The organism is Streptosporangium heterodermiicola (assembly GCF_051390675.1).
Taxonomy (GTDB): domain Bacteria; phylum Actinomycetota; class Actinomycetes; order Streptosporangiales; family Streptosporangiaceae; genus Streptosporangium.
Genome location: NZ_JBPJSR010000009.1, coordinates 149089 through 172951, shown reverse-complemented (window position 1 = coordinate 172951; position 23863 = coordinate 149089). Strand labels below are relative to the sequence as shown.

At 72.7% G+C, this 23863-nt stretch carries 18 protein-coding genes; 7 read left to right on the top strand and 11 right to left on the bottom strand.

Going from position 1 to position 23863, the window contains the following annotated elements:
- Positions 1–49 precede the first annotated feature (49 nt).
- The 3 genes from ACSC1Q_RS21010 to ACSC1Q_RS21000 all read left to right on the top strand — a co-directional run bounded on the left by ACSC1Q_RS21010 (position 50) and on the right by ACSC1Q_RS21000 (position 4000).
- Positions 50–889, top strand: coding sequence for a ferric reductase-like transmembrane domain-containing protein (locus ACSC1Q_RS21010; protein WP_436760393.1), 840 nt, complete (start codon positions 50–52; stop codon positions 887–889).
- Positions 886–2343 carry an NADH-ubiquinone oxidoreductase-F iron-sulfur binding region domain-containing protein gene (locus tag ACSC1Q_RS21005; RefSeq protein ID WP_436760392.1) on the top strand — a complete coding sequence of 486 codons (1458 nt, stop codon included), beginning with the start codon at positions 886–888 and terminating at the stop codon, positions 2341–2343. The genes ACSC1Q_RS21010 and ACSC1Q_RS21005 overlap by 4 nt, the downstream gene beginning before the upstream one ends.
- 115 nt (positions 2344–2458) lie before the next feature.
- Entirely contained in the window at positions 2459–4000 is a 1542-nt protein-coding gene (locus ACSC1Q_RS21000) for an FAD-binding oxidoreductase (protein ID WP_436760391.1), read from the top strand.
- 244 nt (positions 4001–4244) lie between these two features.
- Here ACSC1Q_RS21000 and ACSC1Q_RS20995 read toward each other — a convergent pair whose 3' ends face one another.
- Positions 4245–6239, bottom strand: a complete 1995-nt coding sequence (locus ACSC1Q_RS20995; protein WP_436760390.1) for an acetoacetate--CoA ligase — start codon at positions 6237–6239, stop codon at positions 4245–4247.
- A gap of 328 nt (positions 6240–6567) precedes the next feature.
- Entirely contained in the window at positions 6568–6771 is a 204-nt protein-coding gene (locus tag ACSC1Q_RS20990; RefSeq protein ID WP_436760389.1) for a DUF397 domain-containing protein, read from the bottom strand.
- Between the two features lie 281 nt (positions 6772–7052).
- Here ACSC1Q_RS20990 and ACSC1Q_RS20985 point away from each other — a divergent pair, with 281 nt between their 5' ends.
- Positions 7053–7511, top strand: a complete 459-nt coding sequence (locus ACSC1Q_RS20985) for an ASCH domain-containing protein (protein ID WP_436760388.1) — start codon at positions 7053–7055, stop codon at positions 7509–7511.
- Between the two features lie 157 nt (positions 7512–7668).
- Here the strand turns inward: ACSC1Q_RS20985 and ACSC1Q_RS20980 are convergent, their stop codons facing one another.
- The 4 genes from ACSC1Q_RS20980 to ACSC1Q_RS20965 form a co-directional block, all read right to left on the bottom strand.
- Positions 7669–8406 (bottom strand): HAD family hydrolase, encoded by a 738-nt coding sequence (locus tag ACSC1Q_RS20980; protein ID WP_436760560.1) that lies wholly within the window; start codon positions 8404–8406, stop codon positions 7669–7671.
- 301 nt (positions 8407–8707) lie between these two features.
- Positions 8708–9340: an HAD family hydrolase gene (locus ACSC1Q_RS20975; RefSeq protein WP_436760387.1), complete on the bottom strand. Its 633-nt coding sequence runs from the start codon at positions 9338–9340 to the stop codon at positions 8708–8710.
- A 319-nt stretch (positions 9341–9659) separates the two neighbouring features.
- Positions 9660–10166, bottom strand: coding sequence for a DUF6912 family protein (locus tag ACSC1Q_RS20970; RefSeq protein WP_436760559.1), 507 nt, complete (start codon positions 10164–10166; stop codon positions 9660–9662).
- Positions 10167–10447: 281 nt separating this feature from the next.
- Positions 10448–11092 carry an HAD family hydrolase gene (locus ACSC1Q_RS20965; protein ID WP_436760386.1) on the bottom strand — a complete coding sequence of 215 codons (645 nt, stop codon included), beginning with the start codon at positions 11090–11092 and terminating at the stop codon, positions 10448–10450.
- 82 nt (positions 11093–11174) lie between these two features.
- Between ACSC1Q_RS20965 and ACSC1Q_RS20960 the strand changes: the two genes are divergently transcribed.
- Complete coding sequence (locus tag ACSC1Q_RS20960) at positions 11175–12377, top strand: acyl-CoA dehydrogenase family protein (protein WP_436760385.1); 1203 nt, start codon at positions 11175–11177, stop codon at positions 12375–12377.
- A gap of 453 nt (positions 12378–12830) precedes the next feature.
- On the opposite strand, the gene ACSC1Q_RS20955 is transcribed toward ACSC1Q_RS20960, so the two are convergent.
- Entirely contained in the window at positions 12831–14351 is a 1521-nt protein-coding gene (locus ACSC1Q_RS20955; protein WP_436760384.1) for a hypothetical protein, read from the bottom strand.
- A gap of 141 nt (positions 14352–14492) precedes the next feature.
- Here ACSC1Q_RS20955 and ACSC1Q_RS20950 point away from each other — a divergent pair, with 141 nt between their 5' ends.
- Both ACSC1Q_RS20950 and ACSC1Q_RS20945 read left to right on the top strand, forming a co-directional pair.
- Complete coding sequence (locus ACSC1Q_RS20950; RefSeq protein ID WP_436760383.1) at positions 14493–19217, top strand: cation-translocating P-type ATPase; 4725 nt, start codon at positions 14493–14495, stop codon at positions 19215–19217.
- Between the two features lie 211 nt (positions 19218–19428).
- Positions 19429–19554 (top strand): hypothetical protein, encoded by a 126-nt coding sequence (locus ACSC1Q_RS20945; protein ID WP_350973042.1) that lies wholly within the window; start codon positions 19429–19431, stop codon positions 19552–19554.
- A gap of 134 nt (positions 19555–19688) precedes the next feature.
- Here ACSC1Q_RS20945 and ACSC1Q_RS20940 read toward each other — a convergent pair whose 3' ends face one another.
- The 4 genes from ACSC1Q_RS20940 to ACSC1Q_RS20925 all read right to left on the bottom strand — a co-directional run bounded on the left by ACSC1Q_RS20940 (position 19689) and on the right by ACSC1Q_RS20925 (position 23796).
- Positions 19689–21035, bottom strand: coding sequence for a glycoside hydrolase family 3 protein (locus ACSC1Q_RS20940; RefSeq protein ID WP_436760382.1), 1347 nt, complete (start codon positions 21033–21035; stop codon positions 19689–19691).
- Positions 21036–21168: 133 nt separating this feature from the next.
- Positions 21169–22851, bottom strand: a complete 1683-nt coding sequence (gene ptsP, locus ACSC1Q_RS20935; protein WP_436760381.1) for a phosphoenolpyruvate--protein phosphotransferase — start codon at positions 22849–22851, stop codon at positions 21169–21171.
- Positions 22848–23105: an HPr family phosphocarrier protein gene (locus tag ACSC1Q_RS20930; RefSeq protein WP_436760380.1), complete on the bottom strand. Its 258-nt coding sequence runs from the start codon at positions 23103–23105 to the stop codon at positions 22848–22850. Before ACSC1Q_RS20930 ends, ptsP begins: the two co-directional genes overlap by 4 nt.
- Before the next feature lie 28 nt (positions 23106–23133).
- Positions 23134–23796, bottom strand: coding sequence for an HAD family hydrolase (locus tag ACSC1Q_RS20925; RefSeq protein ID WP_436760379.1), 663 nt, complete (start codon positions 23794–23796; stop codon positions 23134–23136).
- Between the last annotated feature and the right edge of the window lie 67 nt (positions 23797–23863).

The following is a 23863-nucleotide window of genomic DNA, read 5'->3' as shown; positions in this document are numbered from 1 at the left end:
CCCTCGGACGCAGAAGCCGTCCGAGCCGCTTCGCAGACAGGAGCCATAGGTGGGTAACAGACGGACTCCGAGACACACCCGGGCGGAAGCCGGGATCAGTCTCGACCAGAGGCCCGCCAGGATCGGCCTCGGCGTCACGATCACGATCTCCGTGGTCGGTCTCCTCATGCTCGGGCGGACAGCGCCCGGCATGGAGGCGGCGGCCGCCATCCGTGGCGTCTTCTCGTTCTTCTCCGGCGTTATCGCCCTCGTGTCGCTCACCGCGACCGTGGCACTCGGTCTGCTCTCCGCCGACCGGATCGTGCTGCCGGTCCTGGGCAGGATCCGCTCGCAGCTCGTCCACCGGGCCGCCGCCATGCTCGGCATGGGCTTCCTCGCCATCCACGTCATCATGAAGATCATCGAAAGCAGGACGTCTCTCGCGTCCGTCGTCGTCCCGCTGGGCGCGAGCGGCCAGAGCCTGTACGTCGGATTCGGCGCCATCGCCTCCGACCTGATGATCGTCGTCTTCCTCACCGGGGTCGCCAGGGCCAGGTTCGCGGAGAACCGCAGGCCGTGGCTCTGGCGCATGCTGCACGGCTCCGCCTACCTGGCGTGGCCGATGGCGGTCCTGCACGGGCTCACCGCGGGCCGCGCGCCCGCCGAGTGGGTGACCTGGAGCTACGTGGTCTGCCTGGTCGCGGTGGGAGCCGCCCTGCTGATCAGGGTGATCTCCGAGCTGCAGCCCAAGCCGATCGTCGTACGCGAGGAGACGCCGGTGGCGGTGCCCGTCGCCGCGGACCTGCCGGCGCCCACGAGCATCACACCGCCCACGAGCATCGTCGGCCGCATCCCGCGCCTGGTGCGTGAGGACCCGCCGGAGCTTCGTCGTATCGGAGATGTCGGATGATTCCCTACCGCGTACCCCCCGTCCGCCAGTTGGGACCCGCCCGGCTGACCGCCGGGCTGGAGGACTGCCGCAGGATGGACCTCGCGGAACACCGCGACATGCACGGCACGGCGCCGGGCATGTCCGGCGAGGAGCTGGCCGCGCTCGCCGACGAGGTGGACATGCGCGGCCGGGGCGGTGCCGCGTTCCCCTTCGCCCGCAAGGTCCGCGCGGTGATGGACAAGAAGGCGGACAAGATCGTCCTGGTCAACGCGGCCGAGGGCGAGCCCGCGAGCAGCAAGGACACCATGCTGCTCACCAGGACCCCCCACCTCGTCATCGAGGGCGCGCTGCTCGCGGCGGGCGCGATCGGCGCCAAGCAGGTCGTGATCGCGACCGTCGAGGGCGGCATGGGCCAGGCGTCCGTGGCCGCCGCGGTCGAGGAGCGGGGCATCAGCAACCAGGTCCGGGTGGTCGGCATCGTCGAGAGGTTCATCTCCGGCGAGGGCGGCGCGCTGGTCCGTTCGGTGAACGGCCTGGTCGGGGAGCCGCCGGGCCGCAAGGTCAGGGCCGTGGAGAGCGGCGTGAACGGGCTGCCCACCCTGCTGTCCAACGCCGAGACGTACGCCCAGCTCGCGGTCCTCGCGACCCTGGGCGCCGAGCGGTACGCCGACGTCGGCACCGCGCGCGAGCCGGGGACGGTCCTGCTCACCGTGGGAGGCTCCGCCAAGGCGCCGGCCGTGGTCGAGGTCGCGACCGGCACCCCGCTGTACGCCGTCCTGGACGCCTGCCAGGCCTCCACCGGCGACGGGGTGCTGGTCGGCGGCTACCACGGCGCGTGGCTGCACGCGGACGCGGCGGCCGTGGCGACCGTCTCCCGCCAGGGCATCGCGGAGGCGGGCGGCCAGCTCGGCGCCGGGATCATCGTGCCGCTCGGCGGGGAGACCTGCCCGCTGGGCGAGACGGTCAGGGTCGCGAAGTATCTGGCCGCCCAGTCGTCCGGGCAGTGCGGTCCCTGCCGCCTCGGCCTCCCGGACGTCGCGCAGTCGATGGCCGAGCTGGTGAACGGGTCGGCCTCCGCCCTGGACGAGCTGCGGAGCAGGGCCGCGAGCGTCAAGGGCAGGGGCGCGTGCTTCCACCCCGACGGGACGTCCAGGTTCGTGCTGTCGGCGCTGGACGCCTTCCCCGAGGACATCGAGGAACACCTGCTGCGCGGCAACTGCGGGCGCCCGGTGCTCGGCGTGCTCCCCCTGCCCCCGCAGGAGAACGAGCCCGAGGTGAAACTCACCGTGGACTGGACCCGCTGCCAGGGCCACGGCCTGTGCGCGCAGCTCGCTCCCGACCTCGTCCACCTCGACGAGCACGGCTACCCGGTGTTCGGCCGCGACACCGTACCCGCCCAGTTCCGGCGGATGGCCCGCAGGGCCGTCGAGATGTGCCCGGCCCTCGCGCTGCGCGTGGCCCAGGGAACATGAGCCGTTTTTCCTCCCGTTTCCTGACTGATCAAGAGGTGACGTGAATGTGACCAACCAGAAGGGCAGTGCGGTCGTCCAACCGGGCACGTGACACTGAACCTCGGGGAGTAACGACATGCGGATCCCTCCGGACAGGCGGGCATTCCTTCGGACCGGCGGCCTGGCCGCCCTCGCACTGGGCGCCCAGGGCACCCCCGCCCTGGGCGCCACCGGCATGACCGGCCGCGACGCCACCGGCGTCATTGGCACGACCGGCGTGACCGGCCGGGGTGCCGCGAGCGCGCCGCGGCCCGTCGACTGGCGGGCCCTGGCCGGCGGGCTGGAGGGAAAACTCGTCCGGCCGGGCGACGCCACGTACGACGGCGCGAGGAAGCTGTTCAACCCCGCCTTCGACGCGGTCCGGCCGTCGGGGGTGGCCTACTGCGCCAATCCCTCCGACGTCGCCGAGTGCGTCGGCTTCGCGCGTCGGCTGAACCTGCCGCTGGCCGTACGGTCAGGCGGCCACTCCTACGCGGGCTGGTCCACCGGGACCGGACTCGTCCTGGACGTCTCCCGGATGAGCAAGGTGAGCCACGCCTCGGGACGGGCGACCGTCGGGGCGGGAGCCAAGCTCATCGACGTCTACGACAAACTGGCCGCGAGCGGGGTCAGCATCCCCGCGGGGACCTGCGCCACGGTCGGGGTGAGCGGGCTCGCGCTGGGCGGCGGGATCGGCGTGGTCTCCAGGAAGTACGGCCTGACCTGCGACGTGATGGAGTCGGTCCAGATCGTCACGGCCGACGGGCGGCTGCTGACCTGCGACGCGAACCACAACGCCGACCTGTACTGGGCCTCGCGGGGCGGCGGCGGGGGCAACCTCGGCGTGGCGGTCTCCTTCGGGTTCAGGACCCACCCCACCCGCGAGGTCACGGTGTTCTTCCTGCACTGGCCGTGGTCGAGGGCGGTCAGGGCGCTGCGCGCCTGGCAGGCGTGGGGCCCCTCGGCTCCCGACGCCATGTGGTCGGGCATGCACCTGAGCCGCAACGGCGGGACGGACGTGGAGGTCGTCGGCCTCTACCTCGGCGGCAGGGCCGGTTGCGAACGGCTGCTCGACAGGCTGGCCGACGCGGCCGGGTCCCCGTCGTCGAGCTGGGTCCGGCAGACCTCCTACCGCCAGGCCATGCTGACCATGGCGGGCTGCTCCTCGCTCTCGGTCTCCCAGTGCCACCTGGGCGGCTCCCTGCCGGGGCAGACCCGGGGCGGGCGGCTGTCCAGGGACACCTTCAAGGCCAAGTCGCACATGGCCTACCGCCCGCTCTCCGAGGCGGGGGCGAAGGCACTGGTCGCCCAGGTCGCCAGGCCCGGCGAGCACACCGTGCTGCTGGACGCCCTCGGCGGCGCCGTCGCCAGGGTCCGCCCCGACGCCACGGCCTTCCCGCACCGGGCCGCCCTCTACAGCGTGCAGTACTACGCCCACCGCTCCGGGGCGGCCGGCTGGGCCAGGACCGCGCACGCGGCGATGCGGCCCCACTTCGGCGACCACGCGTACGTCAACTACATCGACCCGGAGCTCGGCGGCTGGCGCGCGGCCTACTACGGGGGCAACGCCGCCAGGCTCGCCCAGATCAAGGCCACCCGCGACCCGGGCCGCCTGTTCCGCCTCCCTCAGGGGATCTGACCCTGCCCGGTGTGCCCGCGTGTCCGGCGTACCCCCGCATGCCCCGCGTGCCCGGTGTCGTCCTGGGACATCGTCCCGGTGGACCGGGCACGCGCCGCCGGGGCCCGCGTGACGTCGGCCCCGGGGCGGCGAGCCCGGAGCGGTGAGCCCGGGGCGGCGAGCCCGGAGCGGTGAGCCCGGGGCGGTGGGCCTGAAGCGGCGGCCACCCCGGGGGCGGCGCCGCGTGACGCCGGTCCCCGGGAGGTCAGTGCCGGGTGACGTCGGCTCCCGGGACGAAGTGGGAGAGGACCTCGGGGTTGGCCATGGCGTCGAGGTTGGCGGCCATCGCAGGGGCGATCCCGAGGAGGATCTTGCGGATGGGGACCTCCAGCTTCTTGCCGCTGAGAGTGCGGGGGATGCCGGGGACCTCGATGATCTCGTTCGGCACGTGGCGCGGGGAGAGGGCCTCCCGCAGCTCCCGGCGCAGGCGCGCGACGAGGTCGTCGTCCAGGGGCGCCCCCTCGGCCATGGTGACGTACAGCAGCAGGCGGCCCTCCTCCCCGAGCTGGCCGGTGTCGATCACCAGGCTGTCGGTGATCTCCTCGAAGCGCTCCACCACGCGGTAGAACTCGCTGGTGCCCATCCGGACCCCGCCCCGGTTCAGGGTCGAGTCGGAGCGGCCGTAGATCACGCAGCCGCCGTCAGGGAGGATCTTGATCCAGTCGCCGTGCCGCCAGACACCGGGATAGTCGGAGAAGTAGCTGTCGCGGTAGCGGGACCCGTCGGGGTCGTTCCAGAACATCACCGGCATCGACGGCATCGGCAGGGTCAGCACCAGCTCGCCCACCTCGCCGATCACCGGCGTGCCCGACGGGTCGAAGGACTCGACCCGCGCCCCCAGGCAGCGGCACGGGATCACCCCCGCCCTGACCGGGAGCAGCGGTACGGCGCCCACGAAACCGGTGCACACGTCGGTGCCGCCGGAGAACGAGCCGAGCTGGACCTCCGGCAGCGCGTCGTGCACCCAGGCGAACCCCTCGGGCGGCAGCGGCGAGCCGGTGGACCCGAGTCCCCGCAGCCGGTCGAGGCCGGACGGTTCGAGACCGGCCTTCATGGACGCGATCACGTACGGCGCCCCCGTGCCGAAGTAGGTGACCCCCTCCTCGGCGGCCAGCCGCCAGAGCGCGCCGGTCTCCGGGTAGGTCGCCGCCCCGTCGTGGAGCACCACCGCCGAGCCGACCAGCAGGCCGCCGACGAGGTAGTTCCACATCATCCAGCCGGTGGTGGTGTACCAGAAGAAGACGTCGTCCTCTCCCAGGTCCTGGTGGAAGGAGAGCGCCTTGAGGTGCTCCAGCACCACGCCGCCGTGGCCGTGCACGATCGGCTTGGGCAGCCCGGTCGTCCCCGAGGAGTAGACGATCCAGAGCGGGTGCCCGAACGGCACCGGCTCGAAGTCGAGCGGCCCCGCGACGGCGCGCGCCTCCGCCCAGCTCACCGTGCGGACCCCGTCACCGGTCGCGTCGGCGTCCCGGGGCTCCGCCGCGCCGGAGGTGTCCTGGGCGGGCGCGCCGGAGGTTTCCTGGGAGGGGACGCGCACCCGCGCCACCAGGGTCGGCAGCTTGGCCGCGATGTCCCGGACGACCTCGCTCCGGTCGAAGTGCCTGCCGTTGTAGTCGTAGCCGTCGACCGCGACGAGCACCTTCGGCTCGATCTGGGTGAAACGGTCGATCACGCTGGGCGCCCCGAAGTCGGGCGAGCAGGAGGACCAGACGGCACCCAGGGAGGCGGTCGCCAGGAAGGCGATCAGCGCCTCGGGCACGTTCGGAACGTAGGCCGCGACCCGGTCGCCGCGCCCGACGCCCAGCGCGGCCAGCCCCGTGCGGACCCGCGCCACCTCCTCGGCCAGCTCCCACAGGGTGAGCGTCCGGCGCCCGCCCGCCTCGTCGCGGGAGATCACCGCGAGCCGCCCCGGGTCGGAGGCGGCCCTGCGCAGCGCGTTGGCCGCGTAGTTCAGCGTCGACCCGGCGAACCACTCGGTGCCGGGCATCTCCCCCGACATGACGGGCCCGTCACCGCGCTCCCCCACCACCCCGAAGTAGTCCCAGATCGACGTCCAGAACTCCTCGGGGGAGCCGACCGACCACTGCCACAGGGACTCGTAGTCACCGGCCCGGCCCAGCCACTCCGCGTAACGGGTGACCTTGGCGTTCCTCACGATCTCCGGGGACGGTTCCCAGAGCGGCGCACCTTCCTCAACCATGGCCCCATCCTCTCGGCGCCCCACCCGAATGTCATCCCCGGGATCCATACAACCTCCGGTCACACCATGTGGGGCCACCACGCACAAGACACCCCGTTCCCCGGGATCCCGCCGAAACAGATGGAGTCCGGCCACGGGTCCCCGGCGAGAGGATGTGGCACCGGTCACGTCGTACCGGCCCGCCAGCCGAAAACGCGTCGGCCGGGAATCGTCATCTCACCGGCCGTAGCTCTGTCCGAGTAACAGAAAGCGCCCGATCACCAGAGCGGCCGGGCGCTTTCTGATTCATCCGAGATGACTCGACAGCGATGCCTCCAAGCTGGACGAGTCAGGCCAGGTCGAACTCGCCACGCTTGACGCCGGAGACGAAGGCGCTCCACTGACGCGACTCGAAGGTCAACGCGGGCCCTTGGATGTCCTCGCTGTCGCGGACGGCCACAGCGTCAGGGAGGTCGTCGGCCACCTCGACACAGTCATTGCCACTTCCGCTCAGGCTGCTCTTACGCCAGATGGCGTTCGATAGATCAGTCATGGGAACAGGTGTTCCTTGCTTCTGGGTACCGGTGTCGACTATGAAATCGAGACTTACTCCGCCCAGCAGGCCGATCCCGCCTTCCGGCATGAGTTCCTGGCCACCCTCGGCCGCTTGGACCAGATTCGCTGGCCGCTCGCGCCTTCACACGGTGAGGTTCACCTGCGCCTGCCGTGTCCGCGGTGCGGATGGGCCGAGAAACGCTCCGAGCGGACGAAGCCGCTACGCACCGGATCCGGTGGAGCGGATGGGTCGGCGACACCGATTCCTACGTCGATGCCATGGTCTGGCTCGTCGGCCGGACGCTCTCCGCCCCCAAACACTTCTATCGCAGCCACACCACCCAGGAACTGGACCGCGTCATGAACAGCAGGACCGTGGCACCTGCGGGTGTGCGCGCCCGTGAGATGAACCTTTACCGCCGATACTTCGACCTGGTCGCCGCCGGGCGCAAGACCATCGAGGTCCGCGTCCAGTATCCCAACCTCCGTACCTTGAAGGCAGGCGACCACATCCGCTTCGTGTGCGGTCGCGACGACGCCCTCACCAAGGTCAAGCGCGTAGCCCGGTACAGGAGCTTCGAGGGGATGCTCGACGTCGAGGGCCCCGCCAACGTCAATCCGGACAGCCCCCGCGAGCAGCAACTCGCCAATATCCGCCGCATCTACGGGCCCGAGAAGGAGGCCCTCGGCGTGCTGGCCATCAAAATCGAACTCCTCGCCCCTCCGACCGGCCACTGACACGACCTCGAATGGCCGAACCTTCCCACCCCGCCCGGCTGAAGCTTCTTCCCGCAGGACGGGACACCGGCGGTGTGGCTTCAGGCTTCCGGGTCCGGAGCCTGTGATGCCGCTCGTGCACTCATACGGGCCGGGATTTCCGATTCAGATAGCTCGATCAACGACTTCTACCGGGCCCGGCCTCCGCGCGGCGGGCCGGGGAGGTGAGGCCGGCGACGGCGGCGACGACCTCGGAGGGGTTGGAGAGGTCGGGCAGGACCACGTCGGCTCCCGCCTCGTGCAGCTCGGCGGGGAGGGAGCGCCCCGAGGCGACCCCGATGATCGCGGCCCCGGCGATCCTGGCGGCCTGGACGTCCCTGGCCGAGTCGCCGACCAGCACGGTGTTGTGCCCGTCGAAGGTCGCCCCGTACTTCCGCTTGGCGCGGCCCTGCGCGACCTGCAGGAGGGTGGCCTTGGGGTAGACCTCCTCGCCGTAGCCGCCGATCTCGAAGTCGACGTGCTTTTCGAGGCTGAACGCGGTCAGCTTGTGCACCGCGTTGCTCTTGATCGTGCCGGTGAGCACCGACTGGACCACGCCGTCGAGCCTCGCCACGGCCTTCAGCGCGTCGCGGGCGCCGGGCATCATCCGGCCGTCCTTGGCCAGGCGCCTGCGTCGCGCCCCGAAGGACCCGGCCAGCGCGTCGAGGAACCGGGGAAGGTGGTCGTCTCCGGCGACGATCCCGTTGATGGCGAGCATCTCGAAGACGATCTCCGAGTCGGGACGCCCGTTGGCCTGGGTCAGCTTGACCAGGGGCCTGCCGGTGACGCTACGGAAGGCCTCCGCGTATGCCTCCCGGGTGACGATCGACACGTCGACCAGCGTGAGGTCGATGTTCCAGAGGACGAGGCGGTTGATCGGGGGCCTCCCGGAATGGGTGCGGATGCCCAGGGTAAGGCCCTGGGCGCACGGCGACCGCCTTTGATACCGAAAGGATCCGGTTTGAGATGACTTCCGGATCGGCGGCCTGTCCACCGGCGACCCAACGGAGTCGCCTCCCGGGGAGCGCGACGGGAACCCCGGTTCTGCGGCCTGTCCATCGGTGACCTGCCTGAGCCGCCTCCCGGCGGACGCGGCGGGAACGCCGGGGTCGGTGACCCGCCGGCCGATGACCCCGTTGCCGCGGGCCGCCGGTTTCCGTGAGGTCGCGTGACGGCCGTCAGGCGTGGTCGAGCGCGTTCTCCAGGGTGTCGACGACCGGGACGCCGCAGGCCATCAGGTCGGCCCGGCTGGTCATGCCGCCGGTGTAGAGGACCGCGCGTGCCCCGACGTGCTGGGCCGCGTGCGCGTCGTCCAGGCTGTCGCCGATCACCAGGACGTCGGCCGGGCCGACACCGAGCGCGGCGAGGTGGGCCACCATCGACTCGGCCTTGTGCCCGCCGGAGGCGCTGCGCAGGCCGTCGATCCGGGTGAAGTGGTGGTCGATGCCGAATTCCGCGATCTTGGGAACCAGCCGTTCGTGCGCCCACATGGACAGCAGCGACTGCTTGCCGCCCGCTCGCTCCCAGCTCCGCAGGGTGGAGAGGGCGTCGGCGGCCAGCCCGCACTCCAGCATCAGCTGGTGGTAGCTCTCGTGGAAACCGAGGTCGAGCCTCTCCCACTCGCCGTCCTCAAGGGCACGGCCGAGCATGCGCTCGTAGGCGGCCCAGATCGGGCGCGTGTAGACCGCACGGAAGCGGTCGGCGTCATAGGAACCCAGCCCGTACGGCTCGAACACCGCGTTCGTCGCACCAACGACGGCGTCGATGTCGTGAAACAGCGTGCCGTTCCAATCCCAAACAATGTGTCTCATATTGCCGTCCAGAATAGCGAAAATCCCCGCCGGAGCGGCGCCGCGACCGAGGAACCGGCCGGCACGGGACGCTCGCGGCGCGGGGATCCCGCCCCGGCCTCCGGGGGTGCGCGCGCGGGATTCCTTACGCGGTACGGGGTCCCGCCGGGGGTGCGTGCGCCGGACTCCGGACGCGGTACGAGGTCCCGCCCCGGAGCCCGGAGGGCGCGGGCGCCGGACTCCGGACGCGGTGTGGGGATCCCTCCCAAGTCCCGGAGACGGCGGGCTCCGGACGCGGCAGGGGTCCCGGAGACGGCGGGCTCCGGACGTGGCGCGGAGGTCAGCCGACCAGGTCGGGGATCTCCTGGGTGGCGTACCACAGGAGCTCGTTGGCCTCGGCGCCGTCCACGGTGAAGCGGGCGTCGTCGTCGCCGCGGTCGGCCGCGGGCAGCGCGGCGAGAGCGGCCTCGACGTCCTTCACCGCCGACAGGTCGTCCACGTGGACCGCGGCGACCAGCGCCAGCGGGACCGCCGAGGCGAGCCGCACCCGGGCGCGCTCCTCCAGGTCGGCGCTCGCGCTCACGCCACCCTCGGGTACGTCGACGGCGACGACCACCCGCCGCGCGGCGACCTCCACCCCGTCGGCGCGGTCCGCGGCCAGCATCCGCAGGGAATCCCTGGCCGCCTCGGTCAGGGCGACGTACTCCAGTTCCTCGGTGTCACCCGAGACGTACCACTCGATCAACGCGGGGGTCACCGCGTAGCCGGTCAGCGGGGCCGGGCCGAGCTCCCCCACGGTGGCCACGCGGGCCAGCGCCGGGAGCGTACACGGCAGGTAGACGCGCATCCATGCCTCGATCTGTCTCTCCGACATCGGCGCCGCTCCGGCGCCGATTCACGCATCGAGTGTGCCAGTACCGGCGACCCCCGGTGATACCGCCCGCGCGGAGCGACACGGTCCGTGGCGGGCCGCGCCCCCACCGGGCGGCCCCGGTGCCGCTCGGTGGCCGGGGCGGGGAGAAGGAGAGACGGGGAGGCGCGAGGAGGCGAGGAGGCGGGGAGACGGGGAGACGGCCGGACGGCCCGGCCGGGGGCCGCTCACGCCACAGCGCGGGGAAGACGAGGGGGTCAGCGGAGGGTGATCTGGAACAGGGTCTCCAGTTCGGTGATGGTCAGCTCGGGGTCGCGGTGGTGCACGCCGACGATGCCGAGCCGCCGGGCGGCCTCGATGTTGGCCTCGATGTCGTCGACGAACACGCACTCCTCCCCGGCCAGGCCGATCCTGCCGAGCGCGTGCTCGAAGATCCTCGGCTCGGGCTTGCGCATGCCGATCTCTCCCGAGATGACGACCTCGTCGAAGTAGTCCTCCCAGCCCTCGCGGGGGTACTCGTTCGCCCAGGAGTTGGAGAGCAGGCAGGTGCGCAGCCCCGCGGCACGGGCCTCGCGGAGCATCTCGTACATCGGCTCGACCCGGTGGAAGCGGGAGAACATCCTGGTCAGCAGCCCCTCGGCGACCGGCGGCACGCCGTTCGTCGTGACCAGCCTGGCCGCCAGGTCGCGTTCGAAGTCCAGGCCGGATATCTCCCCGCGCTCCAGGGCGTGGATCGTGTTCTCACCGCCCTCCGAGTTCTCGTACGCGCGCACGATGAGCTCGCGCATCACCTTCCGGTAGTGGGCCTCGTCGAGCCCCTCGGCGACGATCCACTCGGCGATCGCCTCGGTGAGACCGACGGTGAGCACGCCACCCCAGTCGATCAGCACGCCCTTGAGCATCTGTCCTCCTCGATGAAACGGGTTCCAGGTTAGGCGTGGACCGCTGGACGGCCGAAGAAGGGGTGGTGCCAAACTGGCCGCCATGGACTTCGCGCTCAGCGACACGGCGCAGGAATACCTCGCCAATCTGACCGATTTCATGGCTACCCACGTCTACCCGGCGGAGCCGGTCTACCACGCGTGGCGCCGGACCAGAGGGCACGACAGCCACGAACTGCCGCCGGTGGTGGAGGAGCTCAAGTCCGAGGCGCGCTCGCGCGGCCTGTGGAACCTGTTCCTGCCCGCGGAGTCGGGGCTGTCGGTGCTCGACTACGCCGGACTGGCCGAGGTGACCGGCCGCTCCATCGACCTCGCCCCCGAGGCGCTCAACTGCGCGGCCCCGGACACCGGGAACATGGAGGTCCTGCACATGTTCGGGTCGCCCGAGCAGCGGGACCGGTGGCTCAGGCCCCTGCTCGCCGGGGAGATCCGTTCGGCGTTCGCGATGACCGAGCCCGCGGTGGCCTCCAGCGACGCCGCCAACATCGCCACCTCCATCACGCTCGACGGCTCCGAGTACGTCGTCAACGGCCGCAAGTGGTTCATCACCGGGGTGGCCGACCCGCGCTGCGAGATCCTGATCGTGATGGGCAAGACCGACCCCGAAGGGCCGCCGCACCGCCAGCAGTCGATGATCCTGGTCCCGATGGACACACCGGGCGTCGAGGTCGTACGCCACCTGCCGCTCTTCGGCTACCAGGAGCAGCACGGCCACTCGGAGATCGTCTTCACCGACGTCCGGGTGCCCGCCGCGAACCTCATCGCGGAGGAGGGCGACGGCTTCCGCATCGCGCAGGCCCGTCTCGGCCCCGGCCGCATCCACCACTGCATGCGCGCCGTCGGGATGGCCGAGCGCGCCCTGGAACTGATGTGCGCCCGCGCGGCCAACCGGGTGGCCTTCGGCCAGACGCTCGCGCAGCAGGGTGTGGTGCAGCAGCAGATCGCCGAGTCGCGGCTCGCCATCGAGCAGGCCAGGCTGCTCACCCTGAAGGCCGCCTGGATGATCGACACGGTCGGCGTGAAGGCGGCCGCCTCGGAGATATCCGCCATCAAGGTGGTCGCGCCGCGGATGGCGTGCGACGTCATCGACCGCGCCATCCAGGTCCACGGCGGCATGGGACTGTCCGACGACGTCCCGCTCGCGACGATGTACGCGCAGGCTCGCGCGATGCGCATCTTCGACGGTCCGGACGAGGTTCACATCCGCACCGTGGCCCGCCGCGAGCTCAAGCCGTACCTCTCGTAAACCATCCCGAAACGGACACTATGGGTCAGATTGCCCGGAGATTCATCCCCTAACATCCGATTCAGCGAGCGTTACGCGTTTCGCGGCCCCAATACGAGGAAGATTACGAGAATGGCACTCGGGCCATATAACCGCACGTAGAAGGCATGATCGACCTCCTGCGGGCTCCATTTGCACCTTCCCTCGGTTCCCATGAGGAGGGATCATGGCAGTAGCTCAGACGAGCCGGTCACGCGCCCGTACGGCGCAGAGACCGACCACACCCGCAACGTCCACCACGCATGCCCAGGCAAGCAGGAAACAGGACGGCAACTCGCTAACGCTCAAACTTCCGATGATGACCGTGCAGCTGCGACCGCCGCACATGCACATGCCGCACGTCAGCAGGCAGGAGGCAGGACAGGCCGTCGACACGGCCAAGTCGTTCCTTCCTCCGGCCGAGCGCATCGTCTACTACGGAGGACTCGGCGCGCTCGCGGTGGCGGGGTTGCTCGAATGGCCGGTAGCGGCGGCCATCGGGGTCGGGACGTTGATCGCGCAGCGTGCGCGCGGCAAGAGCCGGTCATCGAGTCCGGCCTCCAGGCCCGCGGTCTCCGCGTCCAGGCCTTCGACGGCCACCTCCGCGTCCGGGGGCTCCGCGTCCCGGACGACGGGTTCGGCATCCAGGTCCCGGACGGGAAGCTCCGCATCCCGGACCACGCCCGTGTCCCGTACGGCGGCGTCCGCGTCACGCACCGCCTCCAGGGCCGCGAGCACCGTGTCCCGGGCGGCGGGCACCGCCGCGTCACGCACCGCGAGTGCCGCGACCCGGGCGGCCGGGACCGCGTCACGCACCGCGAGCGCCGCCACCCGCGCGGCCGGTACCGCCGCCTCCAAGGCGACCGGTGCCGCGTCACGCACCAGGAGCTCCACGTCCAGGGCAGCCGGTACGACCTCCCGGTCTACCGGCACGACGTCCCGGGCCAAGAGCCCCACCTCACGCACCCGGAGCACCACATCCCGCACGGGAAGCTCCACCTCACGCACCACGAAACCCGCGTCGCGCACCGCGAGTGCCGCGACCCGGGCAGCCGGGACCGCGTCACGCACCGCGAGCGCCGCCACCCGCGCGGCGGGCACCGCCGCCTCCAAGGCGACCGGTGCCGCGTCACGCACCAGGAGCTCCACGTCCAGGGCAGCCGGTACGACCTCCCGGTCTACCGGCACGACGTCCCGGGCCAAGAGCCCCACCTCACGCACCCGGAGCACCACATCCCGCACGGGAAGCTCCACCTCACGCACCACGAAACCCGCGTCGCGCACCGCGAGTGCCGCGACCCGGGCAGCCGGGACCGCGTCACGCGCCACGGGCACCACCGCCTCCCGGGCGACCGGCGCCGCGTCACGCACCAAGAGCTCCACCACCCGGGCAACAGGCACGACGTCCCGGGCCAAGAGCCCCACCTCACGCACCCGGAGCACCACATCCCGCACGGGAAGCTCCACCTCACGCACCACGAGGCCCGCGTCGCGCGCCGGGAGCACCGCGACCCGCGCGACGGGTACCGCCGCCTCTCGGGCGACCGGTGCCGCGTCACGCACCAGGAGCTCCACGTCCAGGGCGGCCGGTACGACCTCCCGGTCTACCGGCACGACGTCCCGGGCCAAGAGCCCCGCCTCGCGGACCAGGAGCACCACATCCCGTGCGGGAGGCTCCACCTCACGCACCACGAGGCCCGCGTCGCGCACATCGGCGGCCACCTCGCGAACCGCGGGCACCGGCTCCCGGGCCACCACGCCCACCTCACGGGCCGCGAGCACCGGCTCCCGTACGGCCACCTCGCGTTCGCGGGCCACGAAACCCGCGTCCCGGACCGCGAGGCCCGCGGCACGGGCGGCCAAGCCCGCTTCGCGGACCACGAAACCGGCGTCCCGGGCCACGAAGCCCGCGTCGCGACGGGCAACGGCGTCCACGTCACGAGCTTCGACGTCCACGTCCCGCACCGCGGGATCCGCCTCCCGGGCGAGGAGTTCGGCCCGCGGGAGATCGTCCAAGTAACCGCAGCGATGGGGCCGATCAGGCCGCGCGTAACCACGGCCTGATCGGTCCCGTCATTTTGCCCGCCGGAGATCTGAATGTTCGTGCCCCGTCTGCTGTCCGTGCCCGCGGAAACCCTCTGGAACGCCGTACCCGGTGCGATCAAGGTCGTGCCCGCCGCGGTCATGAACGCCCTGCCGCGTTCGCGCGGGAAACGGGCCTGCCCCGGAGGGCTCCATGTCGATCTGCACGTGATCGGCTCACCGGGCAGCGAGCCGAGGGCCCGGCGGCTGGAGAACGCGCTGCTGAGGCTGGAGGGGGTCGGGCGGGCGGAGGTCAACGGGATCCTCGGCTCCGTCTTCGTGGGGTGCGACCCGGCCTCGATCGACCTGGAGAGACTCCTGGAGGTCGTCGAGGCGCTCGACGGCGAGGGCGGCGACGACGATGACGACGACCTGACCGACGGCTACGACAGCGACGACGACCTGGACGAGGACACAGAGGACACAGAGGACACCGAAGACGGGGACACCGAAGACGACAAGGCCTCATCTCCGGAGCCGGGGCTCCTCGCCGCCAAGCTGGCGGAGCACTACACCGCCAAGGTGGTGGAACGGCACACCCGTGCCGGCATCCGGCTCGGCGCGAGCCTGATCGGGGCGGGCATGGCGTTCGCCGGGCGAGCGGTGCACGCGCCGCCGATCTCCCCGGTCGTTCCCGCCCTGCTGGGAGTGGCGGAGTCCACCCCGAGGGTCCGCCACGAGCTGGAACGCCGCATCGGCGGCCCGGCCACCGTCGCCCTGTTCGCGACGGCGAACATCGTCACCCAGACCCTGGCGCTGCGCCGGTTGGAGACGCTCGTCCAGTCGGTCACCGCCACCGACCGCTACCTGGAGGCGCGCGAGACGCGGCGGGCCTGGGAGGCGCACCAGCACGACCTGGCGTCGCGAAAGGGCTCCTACCGCCACACCCGCGCGGCCAGGAAACCGCGCCCCGCGCCCATGGCCCACAGCCCCGTGGAGCGGTTCGAGCGCGTCGGGGTCCCCGCGGCGATGGGCGCCGCCGGGCTGACGTACCTTCTCAGCGGCAACCGGGAGCGCACCGTCTCCATGCTCACCGCGACGACCCCCAAGGCCGCGAAGCTGGGCCGCGAATCCTTCGCCTCCGCGATCGGGCGCGCCATGGCGAGGCGCGGGGCGGTCGTCCTCAACAACCGCTCCCTGCGCCACATGGACGGGATCGACACCGTCATCCTCGACTCCGACACGCTCGGCACGGGTTCGTGGGAGATCGACCGCATTGTTCCCCTCGGCGAACCGGACTCCGCGAACGGCGAGGGCCTCGACGGGCTGCGCGCGCGGCTCCTCACCCTGATCGACGTCGACGACCCCGGCGCGCGGCGGGAGGACGACGAGTGGAAGGCGGAGCCCCTCGCGGGCCCGGCCGGGCTCGTCACGGAGGACGCCGAGGACTGGGAGGCCCGGGGGATCCGGGCCGTCCGCGTGACGAGGAGGGGCGTTCCGGCCGCCCTGGTCGGCATGGCGCCGCGGGTCGACCCGCTGGCCGACGCGATCGTCGCCGCGGCCAGAAGCGCGTGCGCCGTGGCGCTCGCGGGGGGCGGCGCGGAACTCGCCCTGCGGCTCGGCGTCGACGAGATCGTGCCGGGCGGTTCCCGGCTGGCCCGGTCGGTCCGCGCGCTCCAGGCGGACGGCCACGGGGTCGCCGTGGTGTCGGCGCGCCGCATGGCCGCGCTGGCCCAGGCCGACCTGGGCATCGGCGTGCTGCGCGACTCGGGCCGGGTGCCCTGGGACGCGGACGTGATCGCCGAGCTGGAGGAGGTCCACCTGCTCCTGAGCTGCCTGGGGCCGGCGAGGAGGACGAGCGAGCGGTGCGTGTGGCTCACCACCGCGGGAACCGCCGCCGGAGGCGTGCTGACGGTCCTCGGGCCGCCGGGGACGTCGGAGCACAAGGCTCAGCTCGCGAGCAGCTGCACGTCGATGGCGACCCTCGTCGCGGGCGGGTGGGCGGGCTGGCACGCCGGGCGGGAGACCCCGCCGATCCGGGTCGACCGGACTCCCTGGCACGCGATGCCGACCAAGGAGGTCCTGGCCCTGCTCGGTTCTTCGACCGGCGGGATCAGCGAGGCCGAGGCCGCGCGGCGCAGGGCCTCGACGGGACAGGGGGCGCCGGAGGGACCCGCTTCGCTGCTCCGCGTGTCCGCCGAGGAACTGGCCAACCCGCTCACCCCCGTCCTGGCGGCCGGGGCGGGCCTGTCGGCCCTGGTCGGCTCGGTCTCCGACTCGGTGATGATAGGCACGGTCGTGCTCGCCAACGCGCTCATCGGAGGGGGCCAGCGCTACAGCGCCGACCGGGCGCTGCACCGCCTCACCGAGGCGGTCGCGGTTCCCGTACGGCTGCGCCGCCCGCACCAGAAGGCGAGCGAGACCCACCCCGACGAGCGGGCGAACGGCGCCGGACCCCACGCGGAGAAGGCGAGCGGGGCCCACCCCGGTGAGCGGGCGAACGCGACCGTCGATGAGAAGGCGAGCACCGGGCCTCACCAGCGGAAGGCGGGCGCCGCCCACCCTCACGAGCAGGCGAACGCGACCGTCGAGGACCTCGTACCCGGCGATGTGATCGAGCTGCGCGCGGGCGACACCGTGCCCGCCGACTGCCGCGTGCTCAAGGCCGTGGGCCTGGAGATCGACGAGGCGACCCTGACCGGCGAGTCACAGCTCGTCACCAAGTCGCCGGAGCCCGTCAACGCGCCCGCCATCGCCGACCGGACCTCGATGGTCTACGAGGGGACGACGGTGGCGGCCGGCAGCGGGCTGGCGGTGGTGGTCGCGGCGGGCGAGGCGACCGAGACGGCCAGGACCGCCAGGGCCGCCGCGGAGCAGCCCCCGGTGACGGGCGTGCGGCTACGGCTGCGGGAGCTGAGCCGGCGGGTGCTCCCGGTCGCGGTCGGCTCCGGCGTCGTCCTGCTCGCCGCCGACCTGTTGCGCGGCAGCTCGGCGCCGCAGGCGCTCGCGCCGGCGGTGAGCCTCGCCGTCGCCGCCGTGCCCGAGGGGCTGCCGTTCGTCGCCTCGGTCGCGGAGCTCGCCTCCGCGCGGAGGCTGTCGACCCGTAACACCCTGGTGCCCAACCCCTCCACGATCGAGGCCCTCGGCCGGGTCAACGTCCTGTGCTTCGACAAGACGGGAACCCTCACCGAGGGGCGCATCAGCCTGCGGTGCGTCTCCGACGTGCAGGACGAGCGCACCCTGGAGGACCTGACGCCCGAACTGCGGCACATCGTGACCGCGGGAATGCGCGCGTGCCCCCGGCACGACGAGGGGCGCCCCGTCCCGCATCCCACCGACCGCGCCGTGCTGAAGGGGGCCGAGCGGCTGGGCGTGACCGAGAAGGGGACCGGAAGCTGGGAGCGGGTCGACGAGCTGCCCTTCGAGCCGGGACGCGGCTACCACGCCGTACTCGGCAAGGGCGACTCGGGCCCGCTGCTGAGCGTCAAGGGCGCCCCGGAGATCGTGGTCACCCGCTGCACGTCCATCCTCCGCGACGGCAAGGTGGTCCCCCTCGTGGACCACCTCGTGGCGGAGGTCGAGAAGGAGCTCGACCAGCTCGCCCGGCAGGGCTACCGGGTGCTCGCGGTCGCGGAGCGCTCCGCCTCCGACCGCCGCGATCTCGACGAGTCCCGCATCCAGGACCTGTGCTTCCTCGGCTTCCTCGGCCTGGCCGACCCCGTGCGGCCCACGGCCGCGGAGAGTGTCGGCCGCCTCACGCGGGCGGGCGTGCGCATCGTCATGATCACCGGCGACCACCCGAGCACGGCGGAGGCGATCGGCGCCGAGCTGAACGTGCTCAACGGCGGGCGGATCATGACCGGGCCCGAGCTGGACGAGATGGACGACGACGCCCTGGTGGAGGCGCTGCCGGACGTGACGGTCTTCGCCAGGACCACCCCGGCGCACAAGGCGCGGATCGTGAGCTGCCTGCGCCGGACCGGCAAGGTCGTCGCGGTCACCGGCGACGGCGCCAACGACGCCCCCGCGATCCGGGTCGCGGACGTGGGGATCGCCCTGGGGTCCCGCGCCACCCCGGCGGCGCGGGCGGCGGCCGACATCGTCGTGACCGACGACCGCATCGAGACGATCGTCGACGCGATCATCGAGGGCAGGGCGATGTGGGGCTCGGTCCGCGACGCCCTCAGCATCCTGCTCGGCGGCAACATCGGGGAGATCGTCTTCGCCGTCGGATCCAGCCTGATCAGCGGCGGGAACGTGCTGAACGCCCGGCAACTGCTGCTGGTCAACCTCCTCACCGACATGCTGCCCGCGATGGCGGTGGCCTCCCGGCCGCCGACGGCCACCAGCCCGGAGAAGCTGCTGGACGAGGGCCCCGAGGCCTCGCTGGGCGCGTCCCTGACCCGCGACATCTACCTGCGCGCCGCCACCACGGCGAGCGCGGCGGGCCTGGCCTGGGCGATCGGCCGGGGGACCGGTACGCGCGGGCGGGCGGACACGATGGGGCTGGTCGCGCTCGTGGCCTCGCAGCTGCTGCAGACCCTGGCCCTGGGCAGCCGGGACCGCCTGGTCGTCCTGGCCTCGCTCCTGTCCCTCGCCGTCCTGGGCATGGCGGTCTCGGTACCGGGGGTCTGCCGGTTCTTCGGCTGCCACTTCCTGGGGCCCGTGGGATGGACCGTCGCCCTGGGGAGCGCCGCGACCACGACGGCCGCCGGGGTGGCCTTCCAGGCGGCGACGTGGGGAGAGGCACAGCGGGAAACGCGGGAGGAGACGGGGGAAGAGCCGCGGGAGGAGGCGTAGGGGACGACATGGGGGCGGTGTGAGAGGCGGACGGGAGGCCCGGCGTGAGGGGTGGAACCCGGGGAGACGTGAGACGCGACGCGGGGGCGGCACAGGGGACACGCTGGGGATGTCACCGAACGTTCACCGAACAGCAACCTCATGAATGGTGACTTACACTCTCTTGATGTGAATTATCACCTTAAGCACTCCTTCTCCCTGTGAGGTTGATATGTCCGGATTCATCTCCACCGTCCTTGCCAAGGCGGTAGTCATGCTGATCGAGGCCCTGCTCACCCGTGTCATCCAGTCGCTCGTCGTCTCGCTGGCCAGGACCGGCAACCTCCAGCTCGCCTGACCCCGCCGCACGGCAGGAGCCCCCGGGCCCTTTCCCGGTGGGCCTTCGAAGGGGCCGGACCAAGCCGATCATCATCGGCCGTCACGCCCCCGGGCCCCCTTTTCGGCAGACCTTCGAGGCGACGGACCCGGTTCTCAGCGAGCCTTCGAGGTGATCAGCCGGGCGACCTTGAGGTGCTCGGCCGAGCGCAGCACCCGCTCGGCCTCGGCCGGGTCGGCGACCGGCGCGCTGTCCAGCAGACCGCGGTCGGCCTTCAGCTTCAGCAGCCGCCGGACGGACTGGTCGAGCCGCGTCCTGGAGATCTTCCCTGACGCCACGGCCGCCAGCAGCGCCCGGTGGGCCTCGCGGTAGTCCGGCGGCATGAGCAGCAGGTCCACCCCGGCCTGGATCGCCCGCACCGCGACCTCCCCGTCCCTGTACTTCTTGCGCACCCCCGCCATGTCCAGCGCGTCCGTCGAGACGACCCCGTCGAAGCCGAGCTTCTCGCGGAGCAGACCGGTCAGGATCGGCTTGGAGAGGGTGGCGGGGTCACCCGAGGGGTCGAGCTTCGGCATCACGACGTGCGCGCTCATGATCGCGTCGACGTCCTTGCCGATGGCGGCGGCGAACGGCGGGGCGTCCAGCCTGTCCCACTGGGACCGGGAGTGCGTGATCACCGGCAGGCCGGTGTGGCTGTCGACGCCGGTGTCGCCGTGGCCGGGGAAGTGCTTGGCCGTGGCCCCGATCCCCGCGTCGTGGAAGCCCTGGACGGCGGCGGCGACCATCGGCGCGACCTTCTTCGGGTCCGAGCCGTACGCGCGCGGGCCGATCACCGGGTTGCGCGGGTTGACGTTGACGTCGGCGACGGGCGCGAAGTCGAGGTTGACGCCCAGGGCGCGCAGCTCGGTGCCCGTCACCTTGGCGGCCCGGCGGGCCAGCGAGAGATCACCGGTCGCGCCGATGACCGACGCCCCGGGCAGGGGCGTGACCAGCGGGGCGAGGCGGGAGACCTTCCCGTTCTCCTGGTCGGTGCCGATCAGCAGCGGGATCTCGGGGGACGCCTCCTGCAGCCCGTTGGTCAGCGCCACGACCTGCCTGACGCTCTTGATGTTGCCCGCCCAGGGAAAGAGGATCACCCCGCCGGGGCGGTAGCGGGCGATCATCTTCGCCGGGCTGTCCACCCCGAACCGCGCCCGGTTCTCCCCCGACGCCGTATCGGCCGACGGGCCGTACAGCACGGGCATGAACAGCTGGCCGACCTTCTCCTCCACGCTCATCGAGGCGAGCATGCCCTCCACCCCCGCGGCCTCCACCGTCTCCGAGGCCGCGACGGGAACGGACGTCTCGGGGGCGGGGGTCGCGGCCTCGGTCCCGGTGGATGCCGCCGCGTCGGCGCTCGCGGAGCTCTCGCCCGCCCGCGTCGCACCGGACGCGGGCGGAACCGTACTGCCCGCCTCCGCGCATCCGGCCACCATCGTCGCGATCATCGCGATACCCGTCACACGTCTCCACCGAAGCATGCCGCTTACGCTATCCGGGCCCGCGCCCCGGTGCCCGCCCATCCACCCGGTCATCATCGGCCCCACGCCTTTCACCGACCGGCGTACGCCGGCCCGTACGGGAGGTCCGCCCACGTCACAGGGCCAGTCCGGCCAGTCCGGGCAGGTGCGAGCGCGCCTCGGCGCGCGCGTCCGCCGGGGAGGCCGCGGCCCGCGCCGCCGCGGCGGCGAGACGGCACTGCCGCCGCGTGTGGCGCGACAGCGCGGCCCGTACGGCGGGCAGCGCCGGGGCGGACATCGACAGCGAGGTGACCCCGAGCCCGACGAGCACGCAGGCGAGGGCCGGGTCGGCCGCGGCCTCACCGCAGGCCCCGCACGGCCTCCCGCGCTCGGCGGCGCCCGCCGCGGCCAGGGCGACGAGGTCGAGCAGGGCGGGCTGCCAGGCGTCCTGGAGCCCGGTCAGCGCGCCCAGCTGCCGGTCGGCGGCGAGGGCGTACTGGGCCAGGTCGTTGGTGCCGACGGAGAGGAAGCCCGCCCGGACGGCCAGGTCGGAGGCGCGCAGGGCCGCCGACGGTATCTCGATCATCACTCCCGCCGACGGCAGCCCCGCCGCTTCGCAGGCGTCGGCGAACCAGGCGGCCTCCTCGGCGGTGGCCACCATCGGCGCCATCACCTGGAGTCTCCCCTTCGAGCGCGCGGCCGCCGAGGCCAGGGCGGCGAGCTGGGTACCCATGATCTCCGGATGCGTCCTGAACAGCCGCACCCCCCGCTCCCCCAGCGCGGGATTGGGCTCGTGCGCCCCCGGCAGCAGGAAGGCGAGCGGCTTGTCGGCCCCCGCGTCGAGGGTCCGCACGATCACCCTGCCACCGGGGAAGGCGTCCAGCACCTCCAGGTAGGCGGCCTCCTGCTCCGCCTCGGAGGGCGCCTCCGCCCGGTCGAGGAAGAGGAACTCGGTCCGGTAGAGACCGATCCCCTCGGCCCCGTGCTCCAGCGCGGCGGCCACGTCGCGGGGCCCGCCGATGTTGGCGAGCAGCGGCACGGCGTGCCCGTCGGCGGTCGTCCCCGGCCCGGTGGCGGAGGCCAGCACGGCCTCCCGCGCGGCGGCGGCGTCGCGCGCCCCGAGGACCTCGTCGTCGGAGGGCTCGGGCCGTACGAGACCTGAGGCCCCGTCGACCAGCACCGGCGTACCCGGCGCGATCGAGGTCGCCCCCGGGCAGGCCACCACGGCCGGTACCCCCATGGCGCGGGCGAGGATCGCGGTGTGGCTGGTCGGGCCGCCCTGCTCGGTGACGAAGGCCGCCACCACGTCGGGGGACAGCAGCGCCGTGTCGGCGGGCGCCAGGTCGCGGGCGACGAGGACGTACGGCCGCCCGGTGTCCTCGGGCACCCCGGGCGCCGGGCGGCCCTCGATCACCGCGATGGCACGGTCCCTGACGTCGTCCAGGTCGGCGACGCGCTCACCGAGGTATCCCCCGGCGGCGGCGAGCAGGTCGCGGTAGTGGCCGAACGCCTCGTAGACCGCGCGGGCCGCGGCGGCGCCCGCCCCGACCAGCGTGGCCACCCCGTCCGCCAGGCCGGGGTCGCGGGCCATCATGGCCTGCGCCTCCAGGATCTCCCTGGCCTCACCACCGGCGCGGGCCCCGCGCTCCTCCAGGTCGGCGGCGACCCGCTCCAGCGCCCGCCCGGCCAGGGCGAGCTCCGCGGGCGCGTCCCCGCCGTGCCGGGAGCCCGGGGCCGGGACGGTCGCCTCGTACGCGAGCACGTAGGCGGGGCCGACGCCGATCCCGGGGCTCACCCCCACCCCGGTGAGGGCGCTCACGGCGCCGACGCGATGCCGGCCAGCTGGTCGAGAAGCTCGTCGGCTCCCTCGCCCTCCGCCCGGATCACCACCGTGTCGCCCTCCCTGACGTCGAGCGAGAGGACCGCCAGGATGCTCTTGGCGTTCACCGGCTCGCCGCCGATCTTGGCGACGGTGACGTCCAGGGACGCCTTGACCGCCGTCTGGACGAACGTCGCGGCGGGCCTGGCGTGCAGGCCGACCTCTGACTTGACGGTGACTTGGCGCTCGGCCACGTGTTCCTCCCGGAGGTTCGCCCGCGGTCTAGACCGCGGGATCATTGATGCTCGACAGGGGCCAGTCGACCCCCGTCAGGTCCGCGACCACGAGGTCGGCCGCGGTCAGCTCAGTGCCCGGGTGCGTGGTCGCCACACCCACGCACGCCATGCCCGCCGCCTTGGCCGCCGCGATCCCGGCGATCGAGTCCTCGAACGCCACACAGTGTGCCGGATCGACCGACAGGCGCGCGGCGGCGAGGAGGAACCCCTCGGGGTCGGGCTTGCCCCTGACCACGTCGTGGGCGGACACGACCGTCTCCAGCAGGTCGCGGACACCGACCTGCGCCAGCCGCTCCTCCGCCCAGTCGCGGCCCGCGGAGGTGACGACCGCGATCGGCGAGCCGTACGCCGCGACCCTGCGGACCAGCTCGGCCGCGCCGGGCACCGGCACGATGCCGGGCAGGTCGGGATGGTCGTGGAAGGAGAAGGCCTCCTCGATCAGGTCGTCGATCCGCCTGCCGGGGAAGAGATGGGCGCGCTCCGTCAGGACGTCGCGCCCGCGCCGCCCCATGAACCCGCGCAGCACGACCTCGTCGTGGACCACTCCGTGGCTGTCGAGCAGCATCGCCCACACGGCCATGCTCCGCCGCTCGCTGTTGATCAGCGTCCCGTCGAGATCGAAGAGCGCCGCCTTCACCGTCTTTCCCACTCCCGCGTCCTCACTTCCGGCCGCGCGGCCGGTACCTCATGGTCGGTGCCTCATGGTCGGTGCCTCG

Excerpts from the sequence above, each read along its gene's own strand:
- ACSC1Q_RS21005 (WP_436760392.1), top strand. The coding sequence starts at position 886 with ATGATTCCCTACCGCGTACCCCCCGTCCGCCAGTTGGGACCCGCCCGG.
- ACSC1Q_RS21000 (WP_436760391.1), top strand. The coding sequence starts at position 2,459 with ATGCGGATCCCTCCGGACAGGCGGGCATTCCTTCGGACCGGCGGCCTG.
- ACSC1Q_RS20995 (WP_436760390.1), bottom strand. The coding sequence starts at position 6,239 with ATGGTTGAGGAAGGTGCGCCGCTCTGGGAACCGTCCCCGGAGATCGTG.
- ACSC1Q_RS20990 (WP_436760389.1), bottom strand. The coding sequence starts at position 6,771 with ATGACTGATCTATCGAACGCCATCTGGCGTAAGAGCAGCCTGAGCGGA.
- ACSC1Q_RS20985 (WP_436760388.1), top strand. The coding sequence starts at position 7,053 with ATGGTCTGGCTCGTCGGCCGGACGCTCTCCGCCCCCAAACACTTCTAT.
- ACSC1Q_RS20975 (WP_436760387.1), bottom strand. The coding sequence starts at position 9,340 with ATGAGACACATTGTTTGGGATTGGAACGGCACGCTGTTTCACGACATC.
- ACSC1Q_RS20970 (WP_436760559.1), bottom strand. The coding sequence starts at position 10,166 with ATGCGCGTCTACCTGCCGTGTACGCTCCCGGCGCTGGCCCGCGTGGCC.
- ACSC1Q_RS20965 (WP_436760386.1), bottom strand. The coding sequence starts at position 11,092 with ATGCTCAAGGGCGTGCTGATCGACTGGGGTGGCGTGCTCACCGTCGGT.
- ACSC1Q_RS20960 (WP_436760385.1), top strand. The coding sequence starts at position 11,175 with ATGGACTTCGCGCTCAGCGACACGGCGCAGGAATACCTCGCCAATCTG.
- ACSC1Q_RS20950 (WP_436760383.1), top strand. The coding sequence starts at position 14,493 with ATGTTCGTGCCCCGTCTGCTGTCCGTGCCCGCGGAAACCCTCTGGAAC.
- ACSC1Q_RS20945 (WP_350973042.1), top strand. The coding sequence starts at position 19,429 with ATGTCCGGATTCATCTCCACCGTCCTTGCCAAGGCGGTAGTCATGCTG.